Source organism: Bradyrhizobium iriomotense, from assembly GCF_018130765.1.
Taxonomy (GTDB): Bacteria; Pseudomonadota; Alphaproteobacteria; order Rhizobiales; family Xanthobacteraceae; genus Bradyrhizobium; species Bradyrhizobium iriomotense_A.
Genome location: NZ_JAFCJZ010000001.1, coordinates 599,876 through 619,354, shown reverse-complemented (window position 1 = coordinate 619,354; position 19,479 = coordinate 599,876). Strand labels below are relative to the sequence as shown.

Sequence of the window (19,479 nt, the reverse complement as noted above, 5' to 3'; positions counted from 1 at the left end):
GGTCGAAATGCCCAAGGCGTTCGATATCAGCAACCCGCCGTTCGATCGTCTGACGCCGAACGAGGCCGAGACGTTGCGGGCCGCGCTCGACATCGCCTACTTCAGTCCGGGGGAAGCGATCATCAGGCGCGACGCTTCGGCGGAGGCGCTCTATGTCGTGATCAAGGGCATCATCGAGGAGCGGAGCGAGGTCGACCTGCTCGCATTGCTCGGCCCCAAGGACACGTTCGACAGTCGCGCGCTCGTTCACGATCACAGCGGCCACCAGTTTTTCGCGCGCGACGAGACGCTCTGCTATGTGATCCCCAGGAAGGTCGCCCTCGATCTGATCAAGGCAAATCCGCGCTTTGCCGCGTTCTTCTATCGCGAGATATCCCAGAAGCTGGACGAGCTCGCCAACGACGAGGAGGCGCGGCGTTACGGCTCGTTGATGCACGCCAAGGTCGGCGAATTGTTCCTGCATCCACCGGTGTTTCTGGCGGCCAGCGATACGATCGAGACCGCCGGTCATCTGATGCGCGAGATTAACAGCAACGCGCTGTTCGTCCGGGACGGCGAGCGGATCGGCATCGTGACAGGCATGAACCTGTCCAAAGCGGTGGTGCTGGGGCGCCAGTCCATCCAGACCGCGGTGGGCACGCTCGCGAACTACGATATCGTCTCCTTGCAACGTGACGATTTCGTATCCTCGGCTCTTCTGCTGATGACCAAGCACAACAAGCGGCGGCTTGCCGTGCGCGAGGGTGAGGAATTCGTCGGAATCCTGGAGGAGATCGATCTGCTGGGATTTTTGGCAGGAAGCGCCCAGGTCACCGCCGGCCGCATCGATCGCGCCTCGAGCCGGCAGGACCTTGCCACCGCAGCGCGCGAGATCGAGACGCAAACGCGCGTGCTGCGGCGGCAAGGCGTCAAGGTGGAGGTCATTGCGGAGATCGTCTCCGATCTCAACCGGCGTCTCCTGTCCCGATTGTTTGACATGGTCGCGCCGGCCGAGCTACGCACCGGCAGCTGCTTGATTGTGATGGGAAGCGAGGGGCGGGGGGAGCAGACCGTACGGACCGACCAGGACAACGGCCTGATCCTGGCCGGCCCGGTGCAGGGCGAAGTCCTGGAGGCGTTCCGTCACGAATTCTTCGTCGCGCTCGAGAGCTTCGGCTTTCCCCCCTGTCCCGGCGATATCATGGTGCGCAATCCGGCATGGTCCAGGCCGCTCTCCGACTATCTCGCAGATCTGCGCCGCTGGATCGTGCTTCCCGACCAGGCCGCGCACATGAATGTCGCCATCATCTACGATGCGCAGGCGATCGCGGGCGATCCGCAACTGCTGGACGACGCCAAGACGGCGCTGATCGATATGACGCGAGGCGAGCAGACGTTTATGGCCCATTTTGCACGCGCGGTTGACGCGTTCGAGACGCCGATCGGCCTCTTCAACAATTTGATCACGTCCGAGGGCACGGGGGACGCGCTCGACCTCAAGAAAGGCGGCATCTTTCCGATCGTGCACGGCGTTCGCAGCCTGGCGCTCGGACAGGGGCTGCGCGAGACCTCCACTGACAAACGCATCTCCCGGCTCTGTGATCTCGGCGTGCTGCAAGCGGACTTTGGACGCGACCTGAAACAGGCCTTCCGGTTCCTGCTGATGCTTCGGCTCGACGGCCAGCTGGCCGCGTCCGCCGGCGCATCGGGAACCTTGGTGCGACCCGCGCACCTGTCCAGCATGGAACGCCATCTCTTGCGCGATGCACTGCAGGTGGTGAAGAAGTTTCGCGAGATCGTCGGTCATCATTTCAAGCTCGGCATGTTCTAGAATGCTGCCTCGCGCGATCAAGCGACTGTTGCACCAGGCAACCCTGAGCGACCAATCCTACCGCTTCATGTTCGGCCGCGCGCCTGATGACGAGTTTGTCGTCATCGATTGCGAGACCACCGGTCTGAACGTGCGAACGGACGACGTTGTCGCCATCGCCGCGATCAAGATCCGCGGCAATCGGATTCTGACCAGCGCGCGTTTCGAAGCCATCATCCATCCTGACAGGGAGCTCGGGGCGGAGGCGATCAGGATTCACCACTTGCGCAAGTCCGACGTCGAAGCTGCGCCGATCGTCTGGAAGGTGCTGCCGAGCCTTCTGCACTTCATCGGGCCGCGCCCGTTGATCGGCTACTATGTCGATTTCGACATCGCCATGCTGGACAAGTACATCCTGCCGCTGGTGGGGATTGAGCTGCCGAACGAACGCATCGAGGTGTCGCGACTTTACTACGACCGCAAATATGGTGACGCGCCGCCAAACACCTCGGTCGATCTGTCATTCGCCGCGATTCTTCGCGACCTCTGCATTCCGCCGCTCGGACAGCACGATGCCTTCAACGACGCATTGATGACGGCGATGATGTTCGTGCAGTTGCGCGACCTGACCGAGCGCGGCGTGCGCATCCCGCGCCAACGGTCCAGCCCGGTCTTCAATCCGACCGGGGCATGACCAGGGCCCGGTGCACCCAGGAACTAGCCGGCCGCCTCGTCGAACTGCGCGCTCGCCTCGAGCCATTGCTCCTCCGCGCGCGTCAGCGCGTCGGCGGCATTGGCGCGCGCTTTCGACAGTTGCGCGGCCTGCTTGGGATCGCGCGTGAAGATGTCGGGCAGGGCAAGCGCTGTGTCGATCTTGGCGATGATGTCGCTGACGCGGGCGATCTCGGCTTCGGCCTCCGCGATGCGCTTCTTCAGCGAGCCGCGATTGTCCGACTTCGGGCGCTGCGGCTTTTCGCTCGGCGCACCGCGCTCGCGCGGGGCGGGGTCGGCATTGCGCGTTGACAGAACGAGACGGCGGTATTCGTCGAGGTCGCCGTCGTAATTGGTGACGGTGCGGTCGGCGACGATCCAGAGCCGGTCGGCGCAGGCCTCGATCAGGTAGCGGTCGTGCGAGACCATGATGACGGCGCCGGGGAATTCGTTGATCGCCTCCGCGAGCGCGCCGCGGCTGTCGATGTCGAGATGGTTGGTCGGCTCGTCCAGGATGATCATGTTGGGGCCGAAGAAGGTGGCAAGGCCCAGCAGCAGCCGCGCCTTCTCGCCGCCCGACAATTTGCCCGCCTTGGTGTCGGCGGCCTTGCCGGAGAAGCCGATCGCGCCGGCGCGCGCCCGCACTTTGGCTTCGGGCGCATCGCCCATCAGCTTGCGGACGTGGTCGTAGGCGGAGGCGTCCTCGTTCAATTCGTCGAGCTGGTGCTGCGCGAAATAGGCGATCGACAGCTTGTCCGCGCGGGTCACTTTGCCCGAGAACGGCGCGAGGCGGCCGGCAAGCAGCTTGACGAGTGTCGACTTGCCGTTGCCGTTGGCACCGAGCAGCGCGATGCGGTCGTCATTGTCGATGCGCAGGGTGACGCGGCCCAGCACGGGGCTCGCCGGAACGTAACCGACCGAGGCGTTGTCGACGGCGATGATCGGCGGCGACAGGATCTTCTCCGGCGCAGGAAAGCTGATCTCGCGCACGTCCTCGGTGACCAGCGCCGTGATCGGCTTCAGCCGCTCCAGCATCTTGACGCGGGATTGCGCCTGGCGGGCCTTCGAGGCCTTGGCCTTGAATCGGTCGACGAAGGCCTGCAGGCGGGCGCGCTCGGCCTCTTGTCGCTTGACGGCCTTGGCATCGAGCAGCTCGCGCGCGGCTCGCTGCTCCTCGAAGGAGGAGTAGGTGCCTTTGTAGAGCGTGAGCTTGCCGCGCTCCAGGTGCAGGATCTGGTCGACCGAGCTTTCGAGGAGGTCGCGGTCGTGGCTGATCACGATCACCGTGCGCGGATAATGCGCGAGGTGATCCTCCAGCCACAGCGTTCCCTCGAGGTCGAGATAGTTGGTGGGCTCGTCGAGCAGCAACAGATCAGGGGCGGCGAACAGCGTCGCGGCGAGCGCGACGCGCATGCGCCAGCCGCCGGAGAATTCGGCGCAGGGGCGGAGCTGGTCGGCCGCAGAGAAGCCGAGGCCCGAGAGGATCGCAGCCGCGCGCGCGGGCGCCGAATGCGCGTCGATGTCGACGAGCCGGGTCTGGATCTCCGCGATCCGGTGCGGATCGGTCGCGTGCTCGGCTTCGTGCAGCAGCGCGTCGCGTTCGAGGTCGGCCTTCAGCACGACCGAGATCAGGCTTTCGGGCCCGTTCGGGGCCTCCTGCGCCAGGCTGCCGACGCGCCAGCGCGGCGGCAGGGTCACCGTGCCGTGCTCGGCGGCCAGCTCACCCCGGATCACCTTGAACAGGGTCGACTTGCCGGTGCCATTGCGCCCGACCAGGCCAACGCGCGATCCGGGCGTGATCTGCACGGAACTCTGGTCAATCAGAAGGCGTCCGGCGAGGCGGATGGAGAGGTCGGTGATGGAGAGCATGCGGCCTTGTCACCGCAAGGCGCGCCGAACGCAACTCGTTTTTCCGTCAGTGCGTCTCGCGCTCGCGCCGCTTCAGCTCGTTCAGGAGCTGCTCGAGATGTGTGGGCAAGCGGGGTTCGGGCCTCAGGCTCTGCTGGAGCCGTTCGCCCACGGCATCGCAGATCGCGCGGCTGGTGCGCCGATCGATCTGTTCGCTGTCATTGGCAAGACGGCCGGTCATGACGGGTTCCATGCTGCAGAGTAATGACACGGTACCAAGTCATTGACCCCCCAAATGGTTTCGCCATTTGTGGGGAATGCGTGGCGTTCTAGCAAAAATTGTATGAATTCGCCGTCGCTGCCCAAAAACGAGGCCCCGGCGGGGGGATCACCGGGGCCTCTCTAGGAGGTACCTTGGGGGGCTTAGGTACCGTTGGAAGGTGCTTTAAGAAGGTGCTGTCGGGCTCAGTAGCAGCGGTTGATCAGCCGCCAGCGGGGTCCCCAGGGGGTCGGGACCAGCCGGCGCACATAGCAGCCGCCATAGCCGTAGGAGACGGGGGCATAGAAGCGCGGGCCACCCCAGCCGTAGCCGTGGTGCCAGCCGCCGCCGTGCCAGCCCCAGCCGCCGCCATGCCAGTGCGCGGAGGCCGAGGTCGGCGCCAGCGCGGCACCCAGCGCGACCGCGGCGACGGCGGCAAGCGAAAGTTTCCTCAACATGGTGATCTCCTCAAAACTGCCGGCGCGGGGCTATCGCGTCGATGGAAAGGCCGCCGAAACGGTCCGCCTGTTGCTCAGGCTTCGGTTTCGATAGGCCCGACCTTACGCCGGCGAGGCTGAACCAAACCCTGAATGGGGGCTTCAGATTCGGTTCATCTGGGTGAAATCTCGGTAATCCATGCCTAGGTATGGCGGGGCGGCCTGCGGCGAAGCGTCTGTGAGGGCCGTTTCGGCGGTCGCTTGCCGTCCGGCAAAGGCGCCGATATAAGCCCCGCAACTCGAAAACCACCGACTTCTTCTCAAGGACAAGATTATGGCCCTCGAACGCACTTTCTCGATCATCAAGCCCGATGCGACCGCGCGTAACCTGACCGGTGCGGTCAACGCCGTGATCGAGAAGGCGGGCTTGCGGATCGTCGCGCAGAAGCGCATCCGCATGACCAAGGAACAGGCCGAGACCTTTTATGCCGTCCACAAGGCCCGTCCGTTCTTCGGCGAGCTCGTCGAGTTCATGACCTCGGGTCCGGTCGTCGTCCAGGTGCTGGAAGCCGAGAACGCGATCGCCAAGTATCGCGACGCGATGGGTGCGACCGATCCGTCCAAGGCGGCCGAAGGCACCATCCGCAAGCTCTACGCAAAGTCGATCGGCGAGAACTCCGCGCACGGTTCGGACGCCCCGGAGACCGCGGCGATCGAGATCGCGCAGTTCTTCTCGGGCAACGAGATCGTCGGCTGATCGATCAGCCGACAGGTTAATATCGACGGGGGAAGGACTTAACTGTGAACTGGCTCTGGCAGATCTTCGATCCCGCTACGATCGGGGCATTCTTCACCCAGTTCCGCAATGAGATGGCCGAACCGACCTTCTGGATTGCGGTCGGCAAGATCATCTGGATCAATATCCTGCTCTCCGGCGACAACGCGCTGGTGATCGCGCTCGCCTGCCGCGGCCTGAAGCCGCGGCACCGGCTGTGGGGCATGATCTTCGGTGCTGGCGCGGCCGTGCTGCTGCGGATCATCTTCACCGGCATCGTCGCGAGCCTGATGGAGCTGCCGTATCTCAAGCTCGTCGGCGGCCTCGCGCTGATCGTGATCGCGGCCAAGCTGCTGGTGCCTGAAGAAGAAGACGAGGACGGCGTCGAGTCCGCCTCGCATCTGTGGCAGGCGGTGCAGATCGTCGTCGTCGCCGACATCGTCATGTCTCTCGACAACGTCATTGCGGTCGCAGCCGCCGCCAATGGCAGCGTGCCGCTCCTGATCCTCGGCCTTGCCATCAGCGTTCCGCTGATCGTCGCAGGTGCGGCCCTCATCATGGCGCTGCTCGCAAAGCTGCCGGTGCTGGTGTGGGCCGGTGCGGCGCTGCTCGGCTGGATCGCGGGCGAGGTGATCGCGACCGATCCCGGCATCGCGCCGAGGCTGCACACGCTGTTCGATGGTCCGCTCGGCGCGTCGCTGGATTCGATCCTCGGCACGTTCCGCATCCCACCGCAATTCGGCCATGGCGGGTCAGGCGGCGAATATTTCTGTGCAGCGCTCGGCGTCGTCGTCGTGCTGGTGGTCGGCACCATCTGGCGCCGGCGCAGCCTGAGCCAGGCCGCGCTGGAGTCCTCCGAGCAGCACGCCAAGGCTTCGGCCGAGTAGGCCGGTTCAATCGATCCTGCCGAACTCCGTCACCGGCGTCGCCCAATAGACGAGCCTGGTTCCGGCGAACGAGACCCGCAGACCTTCGAGCAAGCGGGTGGCATCGCTCCCCGTCAGGATAACCTGCACGATGGCCTGGTCGGCGTGACCCTTCACGCGCTCGGCGGCGGTGTGCAATCGCACGTCGGCGCCATGACCGGTGCCGTGTGATGCCGAGAATCCCGAAATCAGGTCGGCCTGCTCGGTGAGATAGTCGAACACCTCATCGCGGAGCTGGCGCGGCACGATCAGCGTGAGGCAGACCGGCTGCTCGGTCATTTGGTCACCTTCGGTGATCCGCCGTAACGGCGATACAGGATCGGCAGGAGAATCAGGGTGAGCACGGTGGAGGAGACGAGCCCTCCGATCACGACGACGGCGAGGGGGCGCTGAACCTCGGACCCGGGGCCCGAGGCGAACAGCAACGGGATCAAGCCAAGCGCGGTGATGCTCGCGGTCATCAGCACCGGCCGAAGCCTGCGCATGGCGCCTTCGACGACGATGCGATCCTCGCTCAGGCCGTGGGCCCGGAGCTGATTGAAATAAGAAACCAGAACGACGCCGTTGAGGACGGCGATGCCGAGCAGCGCGATGAATCCGACCGACGCCGGCACCGACAGATACTCACCCGTCAGGACGAGCGCGAAGACGCCCCCGATCAGGGCAAAGGGAATGTTGACGAGCACGAGTAAGGCCTGCCGGATGGCGCCGAACGTGGTGAAGAGCAGCACGAAGATCAGGCCGATCGCAACGGGCACCACGACGGACAGGCGCGTGGCGGCACGTTGCTGGTTCTCGAACTGTCCGCCCCAGGTCAGGCGGTAGCCTTCGGGAAGCGGCAGTCCGGCGGTGACCTTCTGGCGGGCCGCTTCGACGAAGCCGACCATGTCGCGGCCCCGGACGTTGGCGCGCACCACGCTCATGCGTGCGCCGTCTTCGCGATCGATCTTCACCGGGCCGTCCACGCGCTGGATGCGGGCGACCTGCGACAGCGCCACGTGCTGCCCGGAAGCGAGCGTCAGCGGCAGGCTCGCCAGCAGCGTCGGCGCCTCCCGTGTCGTATTGCTGCCCCGAACGAGAATGGGGGTGCGGCGTCCTTCCTCGAGCGCGGTCCCGATCGTTCGGCCCTCGATCTGGGTGCGGAGCGAGTTGGCGATGGAGTCCACCGTCAGGCCGAGGCGGCCGGCCTCCATCCGGTTGACGGCAACCGTGTAATATTGCGCGCCTTCGTTGAGGGTGGTGTAGACGTCCTCGGCCCCATCGATGCTCGAGAGGATGGCCGACAGTTTGGCGGCGGTTTCGTTCAGCTTGGCGATGTCGGGGCCGAAAATCTTGACGGCGACGTCGCCGCGAACGCCGCTGATCATCTCCTGCACGCGCATGTCGATAGGCTGGGTGAAGCTGAGCGAAATGCCGGGAAAGCCGGCCAGGACCTCGCGAAGGGTCTGCAGCAGGGCCTCGCGATCCCCCGTCTGTCGTTCGGCGGCCGGCTTGAGCACGAGGAACGTGTCGGTCTGGTTGGGGCCCATGGGATCGAGGCCGAGCTCGTCCGACCCGGTCCGCGCGACGATGCCGGCGATATCAGGCACGGCCAGAAGCGCAGCCTGGAGCCTCGCATTCATGGCAAGCGACTCGTCGAGGTTGACGGACGGAAGCGTCTCGACGCTGACGATGACATCGCCTTCGTCCATCGTCGGCATGAACGTCTTGCCGAGCTTCGTATAGGCGAAGCCCGCCGCGAGCAGGCCGATCAGCGCCGCAGCCATCACCTTGCGCTCGTTGTTCAGGGCCCAGTCCAATGCCGGCGCGTAGACCCGTTGTGCCGCGCGAACCAGCAGGGGATCGCGATGGGACGCAGACGCGAGCATGTAGGACGTTGCGACCGGGATCACCGTCAGCGCCAGCAGCAGCGAGCCGGCCAGCGCGAAAATGATCGCCAGCGCGACGGGGATGAAAAGCTTGCCCTCCAATCCCTGCAAGGTCAGCAGGGGAACGAACACGATGATGATGATGAGGACGCCCGAGGCGACCGGCTCCAGAACTTCGCAAACCGAGCGATACACCAGATGGATCAGCGGAAGCGCCTTGCTCGTTTCGTGCTTGCTCAGGTTGCCGACGATGTTCTCGACCACGACAACCAGTGCGTCGATCAGCATGCCGATCGCGATCGCAAGTCCGCCGAGGCTCATCAGGTTGGCCGACATCCCCACGACGCGCATGACGATCAGTGCGATGACGATGGCGAGCGGCAGGCTGAGGGCAATCACCAGCGAGGCCCGCCAGTTGCCGAGGAAGAGCAGCAGAAGCACAATGACGAGGACGGTGGCCTCGCCGAGAGCTTGCACCACGGTGCCGACGGCGCGGTTGACCAGGCGGCTGCGGTCATAAAATACGTTGATCGAAACGCTCTTGGGGAGCGAGGATTGCAGCTCGGCAAGCCGGGCACGCACGTCGCGGACGAGCTGCCCCGCGTTGGCGCCGCGCAAGCCGAGCACGAGCCCCTCGACGGTTTCACCGCGGCCGTCCGACGTCACAGCGCCGTAGCGGGTCAGCGTTCCGACTTTGACGCTCGCGACGTCGTTGACCAGGATCGGCACGCCGTCGCGGGTGTCGACGACGATGGCCTTGATGTCTTCGATCGAGCGGATGCTGCCTTCGATCCGAACCAGGGCGCTGTCCTCGCCCTGGTTCACCCGCCCAGCGCCGTCATTGCGGCTGTTGGCTTCGATGGCCCGGCGAAACAGGTCGTAGGAAATGCCGCGCGCGGCAAGCGCATCGTTGCGTGGCACGATCTCGAAGGCGCGCACGTAACCGCCGAGCGCATTGACGTCCGCAACGCCGGCGACCGTGCGCAGGGCAGGACGGATCACCCAATCGAGGAGGGTTCGGCGCTCGGCGAGCGAAAGCTCCGGACTGTCGATCGTGAACATGAACATTTCGCCAAGGGGACTTGTGATCGGCGCGAGACCGCCGCTCACCCCGTCCGGGAATTCACGCGAGATGTTCGACAGTCGCTCCGAGACCTGGTTGCGCGCCCAGTAGATGTCGGTGCCGTCCTCGAAATCCACGGTGATATCGGCCAGCGCGTATTTCGTGGTCGAACGAAGGATTTTCTTGTTTGGCAATCCGAGCAGTTCAAGCTCGACCGGCACCGTGATGCGCTGCTCGACTTCTTCGGGCGTGAGGCCCGGCGCCTTCATGATGATCTTCACCTGCACCGGCGAGACGTCGGGAAACGCGTCGATTGGCAGGCCGGGCAGGAGGATTGCGCCGGCACCGATCAACAGCAACACACCCAGCATGACGAACAGTCGCTGGGAAAGAGCGAACGCAACCAGGTGCCGGAGCATCTATTGCCCCAGCCCCGAGAGAATGCCGCGAAGCGCCGAGATGCCGCCAATCGCGATCTCGTCATGGTCCGTGACCGGACCCGAGACGACGACATGGTCCTGATCCTCGGCGAGGAGCTTGACCGGTACCAGCCGGAAGCCGCCGTCGACGGCGACGAAGACCGAGGTTTGCTCGCCCCGCCGCACCAGCCCGCTGTAGGGAATCTCCCAGGCGCTTTCGCCGGTAGAGAGAAAGCCGATGCGTGCAGCGGCCGTCTGACCGGGATGCAGCCCGCCGTCATTGGGGACTTCCGCGCGAACCAGAATGGTCTGGGTGGCGGGGTCGATCGTCTCGGACACCAGCACGACCTTGCCGGGCGTGGAATAGCCTTCGATCTCCACTTTTGCACCGGCACGAATCGCCCGGATATTGTCCGCGGGAACCGCGATTTCGGCCCATAGCGGCGACAGCCGCGCCAGTTTGACGAGCGGGGCGGATTGTTCGAGCCGCTGCCCTGGCGATACCGTGATTTCGACCACGGATGCGGTCTGCGGCGCATTGACCGTGAGCGTTGCGCTGATCGCAGCTTCCTGGGCGAGCCGGGAAATGGCCTCGTCCGACATCCCGCTCAGATGCAGCATCTGTCGCCGTTCGGCGACGACGAGCGCGGCCTGGCGCGCTTCGGCCTGGCTCGCCTCCAGCACGCGCTGCGGCACGGCCTTGCCCTCAAACAGATCGATATTGCGCTTGAGCTGCTGGCTGGCGAGAACCTCTTGTGCGATGGCGTGCAGGAAGTCGCGCTGTTGGGAAACGAAGCTTGGACTTTCCAGGATGACCAGCGGCTGGCCGGCCGAGGTGCGGTCACCACGCCCGACCAGGAGGTTGGCGACCATGCCGGCCACCGGCGCGCTGACGACCCACAATTGCGGCGTGGGGATCACGATCTGGACGGGATAGGGCAGCGTCAGGTCGGTCCGGCTCGCGATCGGACGGGTGACGCGCACGCCGAGATTCCGGGCCTGCGCATCGCTCAGCTTCAGCTCGTCCTGCGCCATCGACACGGAAGGCAACAGGCTCAATGCGATCGCAAGGAGCGTACGAGCGAGCGCGCCCCCGGAAGAGGTGAGAAGGAGAGTTCCGTGACGGACTCGCATGAAGAATGTCCCCCACTCACGGGTGAGCGAAGCGCTGCTCGATTGCAGACTTCGCTTACTCCACCAGCGCGTTGGTGAGTTGATTTGCCTCAAGCGGCTCGAGCGAGCGAGCCACTTGCTTGCCGTCCGTGGAGCGTTTCGGTTGATCTCGCTCATTCTCTCGCAGCCGTAGAAGCCAGCTTGTGGTCGCACCGATCGGAGAGGCGGCCGCGAAGCCAAACTTGCTTCGCATTTGCATTAAGAGGCCTGTCGTATCAGGCCGTCCTTCTGGCCTCGCTCACGACGGACGCTTCCTTCCGGTGATCATCGCCTTCACCAGGTTCTCGCGGTGCTCGAAGCTCGCCACCAGAACGCCAAGCACATGAACGACGACGAGGCCGATCGTGAGATTGGCGAACGTCTCATGCACTTCCTCCACCCATTTGGCTCCCCAGAAGCTGTCGGTCGTCATCATGTAGCCGGTGGTGCAGGTGCCGATCAGCATGACGATCAGCGCCACCACCATCGCGCCGCCGGCTGGATTGTGGCCGAGATAGCGTGGCGCCCTGAGCAGCGCCACGTCGCGCATGTAGGCAAGCACTGCGTGCGGCGAGCGCACGAAGTCACTGAAGCGCGCATGGAGCGGCCCCACGACGCCCCACAAGGTCCGTAGCGCCAGCAATCCGGCAATCGTATAGCCGGCGGCGATATGGACGTTTTCGATTTCGTCACCGGTCGCATAAGCGAGCAGAAACAGCCCGGCCAGCGACCAATGGAACACGCGCACGAAGGGGTCCCAGACCCTGACCGTGGCCGGCGGCTTCTCGCCGCCGGCCACGGTCGCGTCGTGAATAGCGCTCATGATGCCGCCCTTTACAGCTGACCGACAATCTGGCCGCTGGTCGGATCGACGAACAATTCGACCCGGCTGCCGGACTTGTCGATCGTGTAGAGTTCGCCACACGCATTCTTGAGCTTGGCCTTCTGGACCTTGTAGCCTTGGGCTTCGATCTTGGCCTGCAGTTGTTCGAGCGGCAGCCAACTCGTCTGTGGCGCTGCAGTGCAGGGGCGCCCGAGGCTGCCGGCATGAGCCGTCGCTGCGGCTGTAAGCAGAGCGGCGGTGGCGGCGATGATGGTGATCTTGCGCATGGTTCTCTCCGGCGTGTGGCGCCCTGGCCGCGTTATGCGGCGAGGCGATGTGCGGACATTGGCAGAAGAGCCCTGACCGGCGCCTGTTGATCCACGTCAGCAATTTGTCAGGTTGATTGGGGCATTCTCTGCCAATGCAATCCCCTGGTCTTCTGGAATTCTTCGCGGTGCCGCTGCTGGCAGGCATCCTGCTCGCGCCGCTGCCGGCGGCCGCAGGCGACCACGACAAAGGCGCGCCCGACGCGGTTCGTCGCGCAGTCGAGGCGGGCGAGATCAAGTCGCTCGCCGACATTCTGGCGTTGCTTCGTGGCAAGCTGCCGGGTCAGGTTGCCGGCGTCGAAATAGAGCGCCAGCGCGATCGCTGGATCTACGAGTTTCGCATCGTCGACGAGAAGGGCCGCCTCTACGAAGTGCACGTCGACGCGCGCAGCGGCGAGATCGAACGCATCAAGGAGAAGTGATGCGACTGCTGCTTGTGGAGGACGACCGACGGATCGCGACCGATGTGGAGAGGGCGCTGCGTGCGGCCGGCTATGTGGTCGAGACCGTCCGCAACGGCGAGGAGGCCTGGTTCCGAGGTGACACCGAGGATTACGGCGCCGTCGTCCTCGATCTCGGTTTGCCCGGCATGGACGGCCTGGCGGTACTCAAGCGCTGGCGCGCGAACGGACGGTCCATGCCGGTGCTGATCCTGACGGCGCGCGGCAGTTGGGCCGAGCGCGTCGATGGTATCGACGCGGGCGCCGACGACTATCTGCCCAAGCCGTTCCGCATGGAGGAGTTGTTGGCGCGGCTGCGCTCGATCGTGCGCCGCTCGGCGGGGCATGCCTCCCCACGGATTGTCGCCGGCGACGTCGAACTCGACGAGCGTCAGATGAAGGTGACGCTGCGCGGCGTACCGGTCGCGCTGTCGCCATTGGAATACCGCCTGGTCGCCTTTCTCTTGCACCATCGCGGTCGCGTGGTGTCGCAGCAGGAGCTCGATGAAAACGTCTATGGTCACGGCGAGGACCACGAGTCGAACGCGCTCGAAGTGCTGGTTGGCCGCGTACGCAAGAAGCTGGGTGCCGATCTGATCGAGACCAGGCGCGGCTTCGGCTATCTGGTGCCGGACACAACGCCGTGAGCTGGGGCTCGCTACGGCTGAGGCTGGTAGCCGGCGGGGTGGTGGCCATCCTGATTGCGCTGACCATTGCCGGCGTCGGGCTGACGCTGCTGTTCGAGCGCCACGTCTCACGAACCGTCGGCGACGAGCTCGACGTCTATCTCAAGCAACTCGTCGCGGGTATCGACGCCGATGCGCAGGGCAGGCTGATGGTCGGCCGGCCGCCGGCCGATCCGCGCTTTGCCGACCCGCTTTCGGGCCTGTATTGGCAGGTGTCGGACGATGGCGGTCAGGTGCTGCGCTCACGTTCGCTGTGGGATACGGCGTTGGACCTGCCGCAGGATGAGCCGTCGCCTGGCGAATTGCACCGTCACGTCATCGTCGGCCCGGCGAACGCCCGGCTTCTGGTCAGCGAACGTCGCGTGCTGCTTACCGTGGGAGATCGCCGCGCGCCGGTGCGCGTCGCGGTGGCGGCCGATCTCGCCCGTGTATCGGCCGCAGCCTCGCACTTCGCCAGGGATCTGGCGCTGGCGCTCGGCCTGCTGGGCCTGGTGCTGGCGGCGGCCACCTCGATCCAGGTCGGATTGGGCTTGCGTCCGCTCGACGCGCTTCGCCGCGGGGTCGCGGACGTCCGCTCCGGGCAACGCAAGCATCTCCCCGTCGATGTCCCTGTCGAGGTTCAGCCTCTGGTGGAGGAGGTCAACAGCCTGATCGACGCCCAGGAACGCGAGATCGAGCGTTCGCGCAGCCGCGCCGCCGACTTGGCGCATGGGCTCAAGACGCCGCTCGCCGCACTCGCGGCCGATGTCGCGCTTTTGCGCCAACGAGGTGAGCAGGACGTCGCCCAATGCATCGAAGCCGTCGGCGATGCGATGAGCCGCCACGTCGACCGCGAACTGGCCCGTGCCCGGGCGCGGGGGACAGCACGACAGCGCGGCGGAATTTCCACGCCGCTCAGACCGCTCGTCGAGTCCCTGATGCTGACGCTGGCGCGCACGCCGACCGCGCAGCGGCTTGAATTCAAGACTTGCATAACGGGCGAGCCGAGCGTGCCGCTCGATCGCACCGATCTGGCCGAAGTGCTGGGCAATCTCCTGGAGAATGCCGCCCGTCATGCCAAGAGCCAGGTGCGCATTGGCGCGGATGCCACGGCGAATCCGGCGATCACGGTCGAGGACGACGGCCAGGGCATCGCGCCCGCCGAACGCGCCCGCGTGCTCGAACGCGGGGCAAGGCTGGATGAGCGTGGCGAGGGAGCCGGCCTCGGCCTCGCGATCGTTCAGGACGTGCTTAGTGCCTATGGATGGCAGCTTGTTCTTGGCGAGTCCGAGCTCGGCGGATTGAAAGCCATCGTCGCGCCAGACGGCCGCTGCGATCGGATGGCTGCTGCTGGTTGAAGACCCCAACCGCTCGCTTGACGCACTGTCCCTGTGTGTCAGCGCCGCACGATCGAGCCTGATCGCCCGATCAGGCGGGCGAGCTGCTTGAAGCGGCTGCCGACGCGGTCGGCGACGAGGTCGACGAGCCGGTGCTCGAACACCAGCATCAGCTTGCGGCCCTGGCTGCGGAAATGCGTTGCGGGCAAGACGCCCGGCCGTGCCGCCGAGATCAGATGCGCGACACGGAATGCCGCGCCGAGCAGGCGCGCGCGTTCGAGCTGCGCCGGCGTCAGCAGTTCCTGCATGGTGACCGGCGGCTGGTTCTCCTCGCTGAGGCCCGCATAGCGATAGAACACCGACAGGCCGACGAAGGCGCGCTCGGTGTGGGTGATCGCGCCGAAATTGCCGTTGACGACGAGGCTGAGCGTCTGCTCGCCGCGATGATCGGGATGCACGCGCCAGCCGATGTCGGAGAGCAGGCACGCGGTGTGGCGCAGGCGGCGATCCTCCTCGGTCTCGCGCAGCTTCACCACGCGCACCAGGCGGTCGGTCCAGGCGATCAGCTCGCGGGCGTGCTTGGCCGAGCGTGATAGCAGCTGGTTCAGCTCCTCCGCCGCGCAGATCAACCCGTCCTTGTTGCGCTCGGCCTCCGGCAGCTTCTCGTGCAGCAGGCCCTCGCGTACGCCGAAGGTCGAGAACACGATGTTCCTGGGTTTTGCGACGCGGATGATGTGCTCGAGCACCAGCGCCGCATAGGTGAGGAGAGGGCGGCGCGCGTCGGCGACGATCTCGATGTCGGCGAGCATGTCGGCGGCCGCAAGCCGGCGCAGGCGGCGCGAGAAGTCGAGCGCCTCGGTCGCGGAAATGGAATAGCCGTGCATCACCTGGAGCGGATAGCCGCTCTGGATGATGTGGATGCGCGCGAGCGCGCGCCAGGTGCCGCCGACAGCGTAGAAGGTGCGGCCGCGGCCTGCGGTCAGCTGCGGCACCTCGTCGAGCTCCTCGCGTACGATGCGGTCGGCGCGCTTGAGCGATTTGTGCGCGAGGTCCTGCAGCGCGAGGCCGCCGAGCGGCAGCGTGACGCCGCTGCGCACGCTGTTCCTGCGCACGTCGATCAGCTCGAGCGAGCCGCCGCCGAGGTCGCCGACGATGCCGTCGGGATGGTGGATGCCGGAGATCACGCCGAGCGCCGACAGCCGCGCCTCGCGCGGGCCCGACAGGATCTCGATCTTGACGGCGCAGATGCGCTCGGCTTTCGCGATGAAGTCGGGGCCGTTGGAGGCGTCGCGGCAGGCGGCGGTCGCGATCGCGAACACGCGCCCGACCTGCATCACCCGGCACAGCGCGCGGAAACGCTTGAGCGAGGTCAGCGCCTTGTCGACGGCATCAGGGGCGAGCAGGCCCGTGCTCTGCACCTCGCGCCCGAGACCGCATAGCGTCTTCTCGTTGAAGATCGGAATGAGGCTCCGCGCCAGCGCCTCGTAGACGACGAGACGGACCGAGTTGGAACCGATGTCGATGACTGCGACGGTGGCGCCGCGCTTGCGCGGCCGCGTCATGTCAGGGATCCCGGATCAGGATTGATGACGTTCATTCCGGCGCGTGAGACGGCGCGGCGAGGATTCCTTGAGCGACTTTCCACGGCCAGACAGACTCGGATTTGTCATGAAGTAGTTGTGGACGTTGAAAGGCTCCTCGCCCTTCGCGGCCTTCATACGCGTTGAGGACCCGTCCGGCAACAACTGCCAGCTCTGCTCATTGTCCTTCAGATTCGCGACCATGATCTGTTCGAGAACCTGCTGATGCACCGTGGGATTTTGCAGCGGACACAGCACCTCGACGCGGCGGTCGAGGTTGCGCGGCATCATGTCGGCGGAGGAGATATACACAGCCGCTTTCGCGCTCGGCAGGCCCTGGCCCATTCCGAAGCAGTAGATTCGGCCATGTTCCAGGAAGCGTCCGATGATCGACTTGACGCGGATGTTCTCCGACAGGCCGGGAATGCCGGGCCTGAGGCAACAGATACCGCGCACCACGAGCTCGACCTGCACGCCGGCCTGCGAGGCCTCGTAAAGCGCGTCGATGATGTCGGGGTCAACCAGCGCATTCATCTTCATCCAGACCGCGCCGGCACGGCCGTGCCGCGCATGCGCGGTCTCGCCCTGGATGTGCTCGATGATGCGCTTGCGCAGCGTCAGCGGCGACACTGCCATCTTTTCCAGATCGCTCGGCGCCGCGTAGCCGGTGATGAAGTTGAACACGCGCGCGGCATCGCGCCCGATGGTCGGATCCGAGGTGAAGTAGGAGAGGTCGGTATAAATACGCGCGGTGACCGGGTGGTAGTTGCCGGTGCCGGTATGAACGTAGGTCGTGAGGCTGCCGCCCTCGCGGCGCACGACCATCGAGAGCTTCGCGTGCGTCTTCAATTCGAGGAAACCGTAGACGACCTGCACGCCGGCGCGCTCGAGGTCGCGCGCCCAGCGGATGTTGGCCTCCTCGTCGAAGCGCGCCTTGAGCTCGATCAGCGCGGTGACGGACTTGCCGGCTTCGGCGGCCTCCGCAAGTGTCCGCACGATCGGCGAGTTGTTGGAGGTGCGGTAGAGCGTCTGCTTGATCGCGACGACATCGGGATCGCGCGCGGCCTGTTGGAGGAACTGCACCACCACGTCGAAGGATTCGTAAGGATGATGGACGACGAGGTCCTTCTGCCGGATCGCGGCAAAGATGTCGCCGCCGTGCTCGCGCACGCGCTCGGGGTGGCGCGGCACGTAAGGGGTGAATTCGAGGTCGGGCCGGTCGATGCGCGTAAGCTGCGAGAGCTCGTTCATCGCCTGCACGCCGTCGACCAGGAACACCTCGTCGTCGGCGGCTGAGAGCGCGTGCTGCACGAAGCTGCGCAGCTCTTCCGGCATCTTGGCGTCGATCTCGAGCCGGATCACCGATCCGCGGCGGCGGCGCTTGAGCGCGGTCTCGAACAGGCGGACGAGGTCTTCGGCCTCTTCCTCGATTTCGAGCTCGGAGTCGCGGATGATGCGGAAGGCGCCTTGGCCGTGCAGGTTGTAGCCGGGGAACAGGCGGTTGATGAACAGGGCGGTCGCCTGTTCCAGCGAGATCAGCCTGACGGCCTTGCCTTCGGAGGGCAGGCGGATGAAGCGATCGATCTTGCCGGGCATGCGGATCAGCGCGTTCATCTGCTTGCCGTCGGCGGCGCGCGTGAGCTGGAGCGCGATGGTGAAGCCGAGGCTCGGAATGAACGGGAAGGGGTGGGCCGGGTCGATCGCCAGCGGGGTGAGCAGCGGGAAGACGTTGTTGAGGAAGTAGTCCTCGACCCAGGTCCGTTCCGCCCTGGTGACGTCCTTGCCGTCCACCAGGACGATGCCAACATCGGCCAGCGTGCCGCGCAAATCGCGCCAGATCGCCTGCTGGTCGGAGGCGAGCTGGGACACAGTGCGGTTGATCAGCGCGAGCTGTTCGGAGGGCGTCAGGCCGTCGGGGCTGCGCTCGGCAATGCCCTCGCGGACCTGGGCCTTGATGCCGGCGACGCGGACCATGAAGAACTCGTCGAGGTTATTCGCTGAAATCGACAGGAAACGCACCCGCTCCAGCATGGGGTGGCTGGGATTGACCGCTTCCTCCAGGACGCGGCGGTTGAAATGCAGCCAGGAGAGTTCGCGGTTGATGAAGCGCTCGGGACTCGCAGCGATCGCCGGCTGGCCCTCGGCCTCCGGGACTTTTTCTTTGATTTCAACGGCTTGCACGGAGTCCATGAGAAGTCGATCCATCCAGTTCACCCTAATTTGCGACTCGTGCGCAAAACCGGCGGGAGCATGTGTTAGAGCGATGACGTTTCGATGACATTGATGTTCCGCCGCTCCGCGCCGTCAAGCGGCGTTGGGACCCGGGCCGGGGTCAGGCGTCCCGCAGCAGCTCGGCGGCTAGCGCCCGGGTGACGGGGCGGCCGAGGCGCAGGGCCTCGCTGTCGAGCAATTCCACGGCCTGCCGGGCGGCCGCCGAGGACCGCTCCAGCCGGGTGGCGAGATAGCCGACCACGCTCTCGTCCACGGTGAGCTGGCGGTCGGCGCAGAATTTGACGATCAGGCCGCGGAACAGCTGGTCGTCGGGCGGCAGCAGCGTGACGACGGGCACGGCGCGCAGCCGCGAGCGCAGGTCGCGGAGCTCGATCTCGAGCGCGGCCGGTGCGTCGCGCCCGGTGAAGAGGACGTAGGCGCCGTCCTCGCGGGCGAGGTTCATCAGGTGGAAGAGGGCGCGCTCGTCAAAATTCTTCGCCTTGAGATCCTCGACCACCAGGGCGCCGGTGGCGATGGCGGCCGGAACGCCCGCGGCGGTCAGTGCATTGGCCGTGGTCGAGCGGGCGCCGGCCTCCTCGGCCCAGATCGCGGCCAAATGGCTCTTGCCGCTGCCTTCTGGGCCGGCCAGCCACATGATGCGGTTGGTCCATTCCGGCCAGCCGTCGATCAGGGCGAGGCCGGCGGCGTTGGCGGGGCCTTCGAGGAAATTGTCCCGGCTGAGGCTCTCCGCATGCGGAAGCGAAAACGCCAATTGTCGGGGGTGAACGCGGCCTGCCACGCTTGCTTTGCTCCATGCCGGCGCGCCGGCTTTGCTAGAGAGATTCGACGT

Annotated in this window: 18 protein-coding genes; 7 read left to right on the top strand and 11 right to left on the bottom strand. The window is 65.6% G+C overall.

The window, feature by feature from the left end; translation table 11 throughout:
- Nucleotides 1-7 precede the first annotated feature (7 nt).
- Together JQ635_RS02955 and JQ635_RS02950 are read left to right on the top strand one after the other, a co-directional pair.
- Nucleotides 8-1,810, top strand: a complete 1,803-nt coding sequence (locus JQ635_RS02955; RefSeq protein WP_211408353.1) for a putative nucleotidyltransferase substrate binding domain-containing protein — start codon at nt 8-10, stop codon at nt 1,808-1,810.
- A gap of 1 nt (nt 1,811) precedes the next feature.
- Nucleotides 1,812-2,483 (top strand): 3'-5' exonuclease, encoded by a 672-nt coding sequence (locus JQ635_RS02950; protein WP_211408352.1) that lies wholly within the window; start codon nt 1,812-1,814, stop codon nt 2,481-2,483.
- 23 nt (nt 2,484-2,506) lie between these two features.
- Here JQ635_RS02950 and JQ635_RS02945 read toward each other — a convergent pair whose 3' ends face one another.
- From JQ635_RS02945 to JQ635_RS02935, 3 genes are all read right to left on the bottom strand, one after another.
- A complete protein-coding gene (locus JQ635_RS02945) occupies nt 2,507-4,369 on the bottom strand; it encodes an ABC-F family ATP-binding cassette domain-containing protein (RefSeq protein WP_211408351.1) in 1,863 nt (620 codons plus the stop codon).
- A 46-nt stretch (nt 4,370-4,415) separates the two neighbouring features.
- A complete protein-coding gene (locus JQ635_RS02940; RefSeq protein WP_211408350.1) occupies nt 4,416-4,589 on the bottom strand; it encodes a hypothetical protein in 174 nt (57 codons plus the stop codon).
- 224 nt (nt 4,590-4,813) lie between these two features.
- Nucleotides 4,814-5,065, bottom strand: coding sequence for a hypothetical protein (locus JQ635_RS02935; protein WP_027576269.1), 252 nt, complete (start codon nt 5,063-5,065; stop codon nt 4,814-4,816).
- Nucleotides 5,066-5,378: 313 nt separating this feature from the next.
- Between JQ635_RS02935 and ndk the strand changes: the two genes are divergently transcribed.
- Together ndk and JQ635_RS02925 are read left to right on the top strand one after the other, a co-directional pair.
- Nucleotides 5,379-5,801 (top strand): nucleoside-diphosphate kinase, encoded by a 423-nt coding sequence (ndk, locus tag JQ635_RS02930; protein WP_211408349.1) that lies wholly within the window; start codon nt 5,379-5,381, stop codon nt 5,799-5,801.
- Between the two features lie 44 nt (nt 5,802-5,845).
- A complete protein-coding gene (locus JQ635_RS02925; protein WP_211408348.1) occupies nt 5,846-6,706 on the top strand; it encodes a TerC family protein in 861 nt (286 codons plus the stop codon).
- 6 nt (nt 6,707-6,712) lie between these two features.
- Here JQ635_RS02925 and JQ635_RS02920 read toward each other — a convergent pair whose 3' ends face one another.
- The 5 genes from JQ635_RS02920 to JQ635_RS02900 form a co-directional block, all read right to left on the bottom strand.
- Nucleotides 6,713-7,024 (bottom strand): DUF3240 family protein, encoded by a 312-nt coding sequence (locus tag JQ635_RS02920; RefSeq protein WP_211408347.1) that lies wholly within the window; start codon nt 7,022-7,024, stop codon nt 6,713-6,715.
- On the bottom strand, nt 7,021-10,095 hold the full coding sequence (locus tag JQ635_RS02915) for an efflux RND transporter permease subunit (protein WP_211408346.1): 3,075 nt from the start codon (nt 10,093-10,095) through the stop codon (nt 7,021-7,023). Before JQ635_RS02915 ends, JQ635_RS02920 begins: the two co-directional genes overlap by 4 nt.
- On the bottom strand, nt 10,096-11,229 hold the full coding sequence (locus JQ635_RS02910) for an efflux RND transporter periplasmic adaptor subunit (protein ID WP_211408345.1): 1,134 nt from the start codon (nt 11,227-11,229) through the stop codon (nt 10,096-10,098).
- Nucleotides 11,230-11,506: 277 nt separating this feature from the next.
- The gene (locus JQ635_RS02905; protein WP_211408344.1) at nt 11,507-12,070 is read right to left on the bottom strand and encodes a cytochrome b/b6 domain-containing protein; all 564 of its coding nucleotides are present in this window, start codon (nt 12,068-12,070) and stop codon (nt 11,507-11,509) included.
- 11 nt (nt 12,071-12,081) lie between these two features.
- A complete protein-coding gene (locus tag JQ635_RS02900) occupies nt 12,082-12,357 on the bottom strand; it encodes a PepSY domain-containing protein (protein WP_211408343.1) in 276 nt (91 codons plus the stop codon).
- Between the two features lie 134 nt (nt 12,358-12,491).
- On the opposite strand from JQ635_RS02900, the gene JQ635_RS02895 reads away from it, so the two are divergent.
- The 3 genes from JQ635_RS02895 to JQ635_RS02885 are packed head-to-tail and all read left to right on the top strand — an operon-like array spanning nt 12,492 to nt 14,859.
- On the top strand, nt 12,492-12,818 hold the full coding sequence (locus JQ635_RS02895; protein WP_211408342.1) for a PepSY domain-containing protein: 327 nt from the start codon (nt 12,492-12,494) through the stop codon (nt 12,816-12,818).
- Nucleotides 12,818-13,483 (top strand): response regulator transcription factor, encoded by a 666-nt coding sequence (locus tag JQ635_RS02890; protein WP_211408341.1) that lies wholly within the window; start codon nt 12,818-12,820, stop codon nt 13,481-13,483. Before JQ635_RS02895 ends, JQ635_RS02890 begins: the two co-directional genes overlap by 1 nt.
- Nucleotides 13,480-14,859: a sensor histidine kinase gene (locus JQ635_RS02885; protein ID WP_211408340.1), complete on the top strand. Its 1,380-nt coding sequence runs from the start codon at nt 13,480-13,482 to the stop codon at nt 14,857-14,859. Before JQ635_RS02890 ends, JQ635_RS02885 begins: the two co-directional genes overlap by 4 nt.
- Before the next feature lie 38 nt (nt 14,860-14,897).
- Here the strand turns inward: JQ635_RS02885 and ppx are convergent, their stop codons facing one another.
- The 3 genes from ppx to JQ635_RS02870 all read right to left on the bottom strand — a co-directional run bounded on the left by ppx (nt 14,898) and on the right by JQ635_RS02870 (nt 19,428).
- Nucleotides 14,898-16,400, bottom strand: a complete 1,503-nt coding sequence (ppx, locus tag JQ635_RS02880; RefSeq protein ID WP_211408339.1) for an exopolyphosphatase — start codon at nt 16,398-16,400, stop codon at nt 14,898-14,900.
- A 15-nt stretch (nt 16,401-16,415) separates the two neighbouring features.
- A complete protein-coding gene (locus JQ635_RS02875; protein WP_211408481.1) occupies nt 16,416-18,608 on the bottom strand; it encodes an RNA degradosome polyphosphate kinase in 2,193 nt (730 codons plus the stop codon).
- Between the two features lie 142 nt (nt 18,609-18,750).
- Complete coding sequence (locus JQ635_RS02870; RefSeq protein ID WP_211408338.1) at nt 18,751-19,428, bottom strand: DnaA ATPase domain-containing protein; 678 nt, start codon at nt 19,426-19,428, stop codon at nt 18,751-18,753.
- Between the last annotated feature and the right edge of the window lie 51 nt (nt 19,429-19,479).

Excerpts from the sequence above, each read along its gene's own strand:
- JQ635_RS02955 (WP_211408353.1), top strand. The coding sequence starts at position 8 with ATGCCCAAGGCGTTCGATATCAGCAACCCGCCGTTCGATCGTCTGACG.
- JQ635_RS02950 (WP_211408352.1), top strand. The coding sequence starts at position 1,812 with ATGCTGCCTCGCGCGATCAAGCGACTGTTGCACCAGGCAACCCTGAGC.
- JQ635_RS02945 (WP_211408351.1), bottom strand. The coding sequence starts at position 4,369 with ATGCTCTCCATCACCGACCTCTCCATCCGCCTCGCCGGACGCCTTCTG.
- JQ635_RS02940 (WP_211408350.1), bottom strand. The coding sequence starts at position 4,589 with ATGACCGGCCGTCTTGCCAATGACAGCGAACAGATCGATCGGCGCACC.
- JQ635_RS02935 (WP_027576269.1), bottom strand. The coding sequence starts at position 5,065 with ATGTTGAGGAAACTTTCGCTTGCCGCCGTCGCCGCGGTCGCGCTGGGT.
- ndk (WP_211408349.1), top strand. The coding sequence starts at position 5,379 with ATGGCCCTCGAACGCACTTTCTCGATCATCAAGCCCGATGCGACCGCG.
- JQ635_RS02920 (WP_211408347.1), bottom strand. The coding sequence starts at position 7,024 with ATGACCGAGCAGCCGGTCTGCCTCACGCTGATCGTGCCGCGCCAGCTC.
- JQ635_RS02915 (WP_211408346.1), bottom strand. The coding sequence starts at position 10,095 with ATGCTCCGGCACCTGGTTGCGTTCGCTCTTTCCCAGCGACTGTTCGTC.
- JQ635_RS02910 (WP_211408345.1), bottom strand. The coding sequence starts at position 11,229 with ATGCGAGTCCGTCACGGAACTCTCCTTCTCACCTCTTCCGGGGGCGCG.
- JQ635_RS02905 (WP_211408344.1), bottom strand. The coding sequence starts at position 12,070 with ATGAGCGCTATTCACGACGCGACCGTGGCCGGCGGCGAGAAGCCGCCG.
- JQ635_RS02900 (WP_211408343.1), bottom strand. The coding sequence starts at position 12,357 with ATGCGCAAGATCACCATCATCGCCGCCACCGCCGCTCTGCTTACAGCC.
- JQ635_RS02895 (WP_211408342.1), top strand. The coding sequence starts at position 12,492 with ATGCAATCCCCTGGTCTTCTGGAATTCTTCGCGGTGCCGCTGCTGGCA.
- JQ635_RS02890 (WP_211408341.1), top strand. The coding sequence starts at position 12,818 with ATGCGACTGCTGCTTGTGGAGGACGACCGACGGATCGCGACCGATGTG.
- ppx (WP_211408339.1), bottom strand. The coding sequence starts at position 16,400 with ATGACGCGGCCGCGCAAGCGCGGCGCCACCGTCGCAGTCATCGACATC.
- JQ635_RS02875 (WP_211408481.1), bottom strand. The coding sequence starts at position 18,608 with ATGGACTCCGTGCAAGCCGTTGAAATCAAAGAAAAAGTCCCGGAGGCC.